The following is a 6,644-nucleotide window of genomic DNA, read 5'->3' as shown; positions in this document are numbered from 1 at the left end:
ACCTGATCGTATACTTTGCGGACAGCGCGCGCGACCATGTCTGCCCTCCCGATCGTTTCGTCCGTGCCGAAGACGTCGTGCGAGGAATCGTTCCCATAAACGTGCGTGGAGACGAAATCCACCGGTATTTTATTCTTCGCGCAGTGGTCCAGAAAGCGGTCGATCCATGCAGCCTGCGCCGTCGCCGGCCCCCCGACCCGCAATTTCGTGCTGATCGCCTTGACCGAACTGGCGGTGTGATCGTAAAGCTCGTAGTAAGTTGCTTCGGCCGGCTTGCCATCCCAGAAATCGATATTCGGCTCGTTCCAGACTTCGAAATACCAGTTCTGGACTTCACCCAACCCGTATCGGTCTACTAAGTGGCGCGTGAAAGCGAGAATCATCTCATCCCAACGCTTGTAATCAGCGGGCGGTGATGGAATCGGTTTATACCAGAAAGGATGCGGCTGCTTATTCAGAGCCAGCTTATAGGGCATGAAACTAAGTTCCACGAAGGGCCGGACGCCGGATTCGATCAGTCCATCATAGATCTGGTCCACATAGGACCAGTTATAGATCGGCGTGCCGTTGTTATCGACGTCGTAGATGCCGACTTCATCGTGGAAGATGTTGTGGAATCGAACATAGTCGACGCCCGTAGCACGCTTGAAATTGCTCAGGTCCGTTCGGTAGCTGTCGCGCAGCGTGAGGATCGCGCGGCCGGAGCCGACGACGCGTTCCCAGAAGTGAGGAAATGCGTGGCTCGGGCCGTTCGCGTCGATTGCGATCGTCTCGGCGCCGGCGGCAGGGACCGCGGGACCGGCAAGTGGAGGGTTCTGGGCGAGAACCAGCGACGCAAACACAACAAGGAGTTGTCCCACGCTTCTCATGTCAGGTGGATTTCCGTTGAAGCTATTGTACAGATTGGCCCGAATCGCAAAGTTAGTTGCTCTCTGCATGGTCAGCGTTCCGCTCGCGGCGCAACGTGCCGTTGCGACTCAAACCGGCTCGGATGATCCGCCGGAGATCGTAGCTCTCACGTCCGCGCGCAATGGCTTTGAACCGCACGCGACTCGTCTGGGGATCAGCGATGACCTACTCACGCAAGTTCGCAAGTGGACCTGGCATCCTGGATGCCCGGCGTCGCCCTCTGAACTAACGATGCTGCGGGTAAGTTACTGGGATTTCTCCGGCAAACCGCGCAACGGAGAAATCATCATCAATCGATCCGTTGCCGACGACCTCGAATGGATTTTCGGGCGGCTGTTCGATCACGGTTTCCTTATCGAAAAAATGTCACCGGTGGAGAATTACAACGGAAGCGACAACGCGTCCATGGACGCGAACAACACCTCGGCGTTCAATTGCCGCGATGTTACCGGCCAGCCCGGTAAATATTCGAATCATAGTTGGGGCCGCGCGATCGATATCAACCCGCTGACGAACCCGATGATCCTGCACGGCAAGCCGCTTCCGCCGGAGGGCGCGCGATATACGGATCGAACCGCCGCTCACCCCGGCTCTATTCTCGCCGGGAGCTTCATCGTGAAACTTTTCGAACAACGGGGGTGGACTTGGGGTGGAACGTGGGCGAACCCCGATTATCAACATTTCGAAAAGCCCGATGTCACTCAAGTTTCGCCGCGGAAGTAAACTAGGGACTCTGAGGAGGTGTCTTTGTGGACACTCGCTACCCGATCGGCCGTTTTCAAGCTCCCGACGAAATCACTCACGACATTCGCCATGAGTGGATCACGGCGATCGCCATTTTGCCGCGGCAGGTTCGCGAGTTAGTTCGCGACATGTCCGAAGCGCAGATCGATTCGCCGTACCGCGCCGGCGGCTGGACCGTACGCCAACTGGTTCACCATCTGCCGGACAGCCACATGAACGCGTATTCCCGTATGCGTCTCGCGCTGACTGAAGAGGAACCCGTGATCAAGCCCTACGACGAAGCGAAATGGGCCGAGTTACCGGATGCGCGCACGATGCCGGTGGAGCCTTCACTCGATTTGCTTACCGCTCTACATTCGCGCTGGGTGACGCTTCTGCGATCGCTGGGAGATGCCGACTTCGATCGCGCCTTCGTTCACCCGGACCTTGGCCGCAAGACTATAAGCGAGACCACGGGCCTGTACGCGTGGCATGGCCGTCATCACCTGGCGCACATACGCATGGTTCGCGGCCTGACCGCCTACGCTTAACATAGAAACTCATGGACCGACGAAAATTCCTGGGAGCAACTGCTCTCTTCGCCGCCGCGCCACAGGTTTCGAAAGCCGCGAGCAACGATCACTTTGACCTGGCCGAAGTCACTGTTGCCGAGCTATCCGCGCGCATGGGCAAGGGCGCCGAAACGGCTGTCTCAATCACCCGCAAGTACCTTGCCCGTATCAATGAACTCGATAAGTCGACGACTAATGCAGTAATCGAAGTGAACCCCGACGCGCTGCGCATCGCCGGTGATCTTGACCGGGAGCGTAAGTCTAACGGACCGCGCGGTCCGCTGCACGGCATTCCGGTGCTCGTCAAAGACAACATCGCGACCGCGGATAAGATGGCGACTACCGCGGGTTCGCTGGCGCTTGTTGGTGCTTCCGCGCCGCGCGACGCGTTCATTGCAACGCGACTTCGCGCCGCGGGCGCCGTCCTCCTCGGTAAGACAAACCTAAGTGAGTGGGCGAATTACCGCTCGACACACTCCGTCAGCGGGTGGAGCGGGCGAGGAGGTCAGACGCGCAACCCCTACGCGCTTGATCGCAACCCTTGCGGATCCAGTTCGGGATCGGGCGCGGCGCTTGCCGCTAACCTCTGCGCGCTGGCGGTGGGCAGTGAGACCGACGGATCGATTGTCTGCCCGTCTTCGATGAACGGGGTGGTCGGCGTTAAACCGACGATTGGCCTGTGGAGCCGGTCCGGAATCATTCCGATCTCGCATAGTCAGGATACAGCCGGGCCGATGGCGCGCACGGTTCACGATGCCGCGCTACTGCTCTCGGCTCTGCGCGGCGTCGATGAGAGCGATCCTGTTACTCAGGCCGGTGCCAATCACCTCGAACCCGACTACACTCATTTCCTCGACGCTCGCGGCCTTAAAGGCGCGCGGCTTGGTGTCGCCCGCAAGTTCATGGGCAACAACTTCAAGGTCGACAAGTTGTTCGAAGGTCTCTTCGCTCAACTAAAGAGCGCGGGCGCTGAGATTATAGATCCCGCCGATCTGCCTTCTTCCGATCACGATGTCGGCGAAGCGGAAAGCGCGGTTCTCAGCTACGAGTTTAAGGCCGACCTGAATGCCTATCTGAGCGGTCTAGGTCCAAACGCGCCGGTTAAGTCGCTGGCCGACGTGATCGTGTTTAACCAGCAGCATCGCGACACCGAAATGCCGTGGTTCGGGCAGGAGCTATTTGAGAAGTCGGAAGCTCGCGGCCCCTTGACGGATCAGACGTACATCGACGCATTGGCCAAATCAAAGCGCCTGACGCGTGAAGAAGGTATCGACGCGGTGATGCAGAAAAACAACCTGGATGCTTTGATCGCGCCGACCGCGGGGCCAAGCTGGTTGATTGATTGGGTGAACGGCGATAGTGACACGGGCGGCTGTTCGACGCCCGCCGCGGTAGCCGGTTACCCGCACGTTACCGTGCCCGCGGGATTTGTCGAAGGGCTCCCGATCGGGATGTCGTTCTTTGGCGCGGCGTGGAGCGAAGGTAAGCTGTTGAAGTTGGCTTACGCATTCGAACAGATGACCAAAGCTCGCCGGGAACCGCAGTTTCTGAAGACGCTAAGTCTTACTGAGTCGCTTCCGCCTTCTCATAAGTAACAGAGGATTCGGCGCCCGCTCGCTTGAAATCGGAGTTAATCAATCCGATCCCGACTTCGCGCGCGTACATGAACAGCACGCGGAACTTGAACTCTCCGCCGTAGGTTACGGGAAACCAGACTCCGTCTTCGAACTTCTTGTAAGTTACTTTGAAGCCGACGTGCTGCACATTGGTTCCCAAAGTAACCTTGATCGCCATGGGTATCTTGCACTTCAAGTAAGTGGAAATCATAACGGGCTGATATTCGGCTTTGTCGATGTAGGCGTCGCCGGCCATGCAATCCCCGTCATCGTCGTCGAATACTCCCGCTTTGTTCGGCGGCTCAAAGCTGAGGTGCCAGACATCGTGGCCGTCGAATTTCTCGGAGCCCACCAGCGTGAACTGGTGAATTTTGAGCGATTTCGTCGTCAGCGGGAAGAGATCATGATCGACCCCGTCCTTCGATTCCTTCTCATTGCCGAAATCGTCGGCCATCTGCTGGACGATCTGACTGTCCACATCGTGCCCGTTTCGCTGGTATTTCGGATCGGTGTATTCGATCGTCTTGTCCTTACTTACCCCAACTTTGCCGGCCAGCCTTACCAACTCGCGCTTTGAACCCTTTTCGGAGGGAGTAACGGTGTAATCCCGAATTTCTTCGCGAGCCAACCGTCCGTTCGCGCGCTTCATCCGCACCAACAGATTCTGGTGATACACGTACTTCGCTCGCGCGGCGGAAGACGCATCCTGATTGGCAGCCGCGCGCGCCATGATTTCGTCCGCCGTCTGGGCGAAAGATAGGCTTGTAAAGGCTATCGCCAGGCAGATAAGCCGCATTACTTCGTCTCCTTTCCCAGCTTCGACGCCACATCCGGAACCCCGAGACCCTCCAGCGACGCAAGATCGTTCACATCGATGTTCCCGAGAATGTAAACCATGGTTAGTTCCAACGGCTCGGTGACTAAGATAAACACGCCACCCGGTTTGGTCTTCCCCGGTAGAATGTAGACTTCGGAATGCTCCTCTTCTTCTTTATCCGTGGCATCCACCACGCGATTCCAATTCATCGCCTGTATCTGCTGGTGGATGATCCGAACATCCTCCGGTGAGTAATCGCCCTTGTTTTTGAATTCGTAATTCCGAACAGTGATACTGCTCAGTCCGGAGATAATCCTCTTCAGTCGCACGGCGTCTTTATCGTCCGGGTCTTCGAAGATCCCGGCCGCGAACTTCAACATATCGCCGTTGAGATTGATCTCGACTTTACTCTTAGCCTTCTGCGCCAGCCGATCGAAGACATCATGGTCAAGCTGCTTGAGGTCGACAGGGCCTGCGCGCAGCGCGAACCCGCTAAATAGAACGATCGCGAGCGCCCGGCTAAATCGCATTGGTTCTCCTTCGAATCATCTTCTGCGTGGCGTGCAACTTACTCGATGTGATCTTAAGCGCGATCACCAGTTCTTCCCCGGCTTTGGTCGCTTTCGCCTGCCGCTGCGTTTCGTAATCGTGTACCGCCGTCCCGGCGCCCACACTTAGAGCGACCATTGCCGCGACCGCCATCCAGTACCGCGTCGCCCGTTTTCTGCGCCGCGCTTCAATGCGGCCCCGCACTCGTTCTGCGAACTGCGTGGACGGCGACTCCCGCCGCAATGCCCGGCGAAGCGCTGCTTCGAATGCGCTCTCATCTTTCAAATCGTTCATGCTTTCAACTCCATTTGCGGCTGGTGCGCCGCCCGCTCGACCTTCGATCGCAGAAGACGCAGACTACGATGCAGCAAGCTTTTTACGGAGCTTGCCGGCAGATCCATCACGCGGCTGATCTCGATTGGATCGAGATCCTCCTGGAAACGCAGCGTTACGATGGCGCGCGCCTTATCCGGCAGCGCCGCGACAAACTTTCTGAGCATGTCGTCCATCAGTACATCCGGCGACGCGGGACGCGAAGACGGCTCCGGGACTTCCTCGAGGCATAGCTTGGGACGAAGCTTTCTGCGTCGGACCTCGTCAATCGAACGATGCACCGTCACCCGGCGTAACCAGTACTTCACGTGGTCTTCGGATTCGATCTTGTCGAGATGCTCGTAAAGCTGCACAAATACGTCCTGCGCCAGTTCTTCGGCCAGCGCGCGGTCGCGGAGCAAACGCAGGGCAATGCTGAACACCAGAGACTGGTGTTCGCCCAGCAAGCGCTCGAACCGTTCATCCGCCGTCTTTTTCAATCGCGCCAGTTTCTATGTGCTGATACGCAACAGTGTGCGCCAGGGACGCAAAATAGTGACGCAAAATAGTGAAAGGAAGAGTGTACGATAAGGACTCGTGGGGAACTCTCGGTTTCACATCACGGGCTTCATGGAGAACCGGGCCGACTTCGATCTCGCCATCAGGGCGCCGTTTATATCGCCCGGTAAATCAGCATTTGTAGCGAATCGGGTGGACTGTTAGCCAAGCTTCCGTTCGGCAGCTAGTCTCGCCATGACTTTGTCATGTAGCGCTGTCACAAGGCCAGCCGCGTGTTCGGGCGACTCCAGGACCACGTAGTCCCCGCGATCAAGCGCGTCGAATTCTTCCTTCGCCGCGGCTCGCAGCCACTCGAGTTTGGACTGTTCTTCCTGTTGCTCTTCAAGCAGCCGAAGACCTTCCCGCACCATCTGGTTAGCATCGCTAAACCGGCCCGAAGAGACGCCGGACTCAATGAAGCGGTCAAAGTGTTCGGGTAGATCCACATTCCGGGTCGGCATGAAGCGCTCCTTGACTCCAATATCTCAGATGCGCAGAAAAATGCGCTTGCGATACAGAGGGTAGACCAGGACAAGGTTCAGCAGCACGATCATTACCGCATACGCGAGCGACGCGTTTATCGGTGGG

The 6,644-nt window shown here is 57.5% G+C and carries 9 protein-coding genes; 3 read left to right on the top strand and 6 right to left on the bottom strand.

The window, feature by feature from the left end; translation table 11 throughout:
* The coding region (locus tag H1Y01_RS01490) for a GH39 family glycosyl hydrolase (protein ID WP_219341175.1) at positions 1 to 869 on the bottom strand (869 nt) is incomplete at its 3' end.
* Positions 870 to 903: 34 nt separating this feature from the next.
* On the opposite strand from H1Y01_RS01490, the gene H1Y01_RS01485 reads away from it, so the two are divergent.
* Genes H1Y01_RS01485 through H1Y01_RS01475 form a run of 3 tightly spaced genes read left to right on the top strand, consistent with a single transcriptional unit; the run spans position 904 to position 3,799 of the window.
* Entirely contained in the window at positions 904 to 1,632 is a 729-nt protein-coding gene (locus tag H1Y01_RS01485) for a M15 family metallopeptidase (RefSeq protein ID WP_180538326.1), read from the top strand.
* A 26-nt stretch (positions 1,633 to 1,658) separates the two neighbouring features.
* Positions 1,659 to 2,183, top strand: a complete 525-nt coding sequence (locus H1Y01_RS01480; RefSeq protein WP_180538325.1) for a YfiT family bacillithiol transferase — start codon at positions 1,659 to 1,661, stop codon at positions 2,181 to 2,183.
* An 11-nt stretch (positions 2,184 to 2,194) separates the two neighbouring features.
* A complete protein-coding gene (locus H1Y01_RS01475; RefSeq protein WP_180538324.1) occupies positions 2,195 to 3,799 on the top strand; it encodes an amidase in 1,605 nt (534 codons plus the stop codon).
* On the opposite strand, the gene H1Y01_RS01470 is transcribed toward H1Y01_RS01475, so the two are convergent.
* The 5 genes from H1Y01_RS01470 to H1Y01_RS01450 form a co-directional block, all read right to left on the bottom strand.
* A complete protein-coding gene (locus H1Y01_RS01470) occupies positions 3,768 to 4,616 on the bottom strand; it encodes a hypothetical protein (protein WP_180538323.1) in 849 nt (282 codons plus the stop codon). The two genes, H1Y01_RS01475 and H1Y01_RS01470, sit on opposite strands and share 32 nt — an antisense overlap.
* Positions 4,616 to 5,167, bottom strand: a complete 552-nt coding sequence (locus H1Y01_RS01465) for a DUF4252 domain-containing protein (RefSeq protein ID WP_180538322.1) — start codon at positions 5,165 to 5,167, stop codon at positions 4,616 to 4,618. The genes H1Y01_RS01470 and H1Y01_RS01465 overlap by 1 nt, the downstream gene beginning before the upstream one ends.
* Positions 5,157 to 5,480: a hypothetical protein gene (locus H1Y01_RS01460; protein ID WP_180538321.1), complete on the bottom strand. Its 324-nt coding sequence runs from the start codon at positions 5,478 to 5,480 to the stop codon at positions 5,157 to 5,159. The genes H1Y01_RS01465 and H1Y01_RS01460 overlap by 11 nt, the downstream gene beginning before the upstream one ends.
* On the bottom strand, positions 5,477 to 5,998 hold the full coding sequence (locus H1Y01_RS01455; protein WP_180538320.1) for an RNA polymerase sigma factor: 522 nt from the start codon (positions 5,996 to 5,998) through the stop codon (positions 5,477 to 5,479). Before H1Y01_RS01455 ends, H1Y01_RS01460 begins: the two co-directional genes overlap by 4 nt.
* A gap of 219 nt (positions 5,999 to 6,217) precedes the next feature.
* The gene (locus H1Y01_RS01450) at positions 6,218 to 6,517 is read right to left on the bottom strand and encodes a type II toxin-antitoxin system ParD family antitoxin (protein ID WP_180538319.1); all 300 of its coding nucleotides are present in this window, start codon (positions 6,515 to 6,517) and stop codon (positions 6,218 to 6,220) included.
* Positions 6,518 to 6,644: the final 127 nt, after the last annotated feature.

Source organism: Nevskia soli, from assembly GCF_903970205.1.
Lineage (GTDB): Bacteria > Acidobacteriota > Terriglobia > Bryobacterales > Bryobacteraceae > Bog-113.
This window is presented reverse-complemented; position numbering and strand designations above follow the sequence as displayed.

Bases quoted from the DNA above. Each gene is read 5' to 3' on its own strand.
- H1Y01_RS01465 (WP_180538322.1), bottom strand. From the start codon at position 5,167: ATGCGATTTAGCCGGGCGCTCGCGATCGTTCTATTTAGCGGGTTCGCG.
- H1Y01_RS01475 (WP_180538324.1), top strand. From the start codon at position 2,195: ATGGACCGACGAAAATTCCTGGGAGCAACTGCTCTCTTCGCCGCCGCG.
- H1Y01_RS01460 (WP_180538321.1), bottom strand. From the start codon at position 5,480: ATGAACGATTTGAAAGATGAGAGCGCATTCGAAGCAGCGCTTCGCCGG.
- H1Y01_RS01450 (WP_180538319.1), bottom strand. From the start codon at position 6,517: ATGCCGACCCGGAATGTGGATCTACCCGAACACTTTGACCGCTTCATT.
- H1Y01_RS01470 (WP_180538323.1), bottom strand. From the start codon at position 4,616: ATGCGGCTTATCTGCCTGGCGATAGCCTTTACAAGCCTATCTTTCGCC.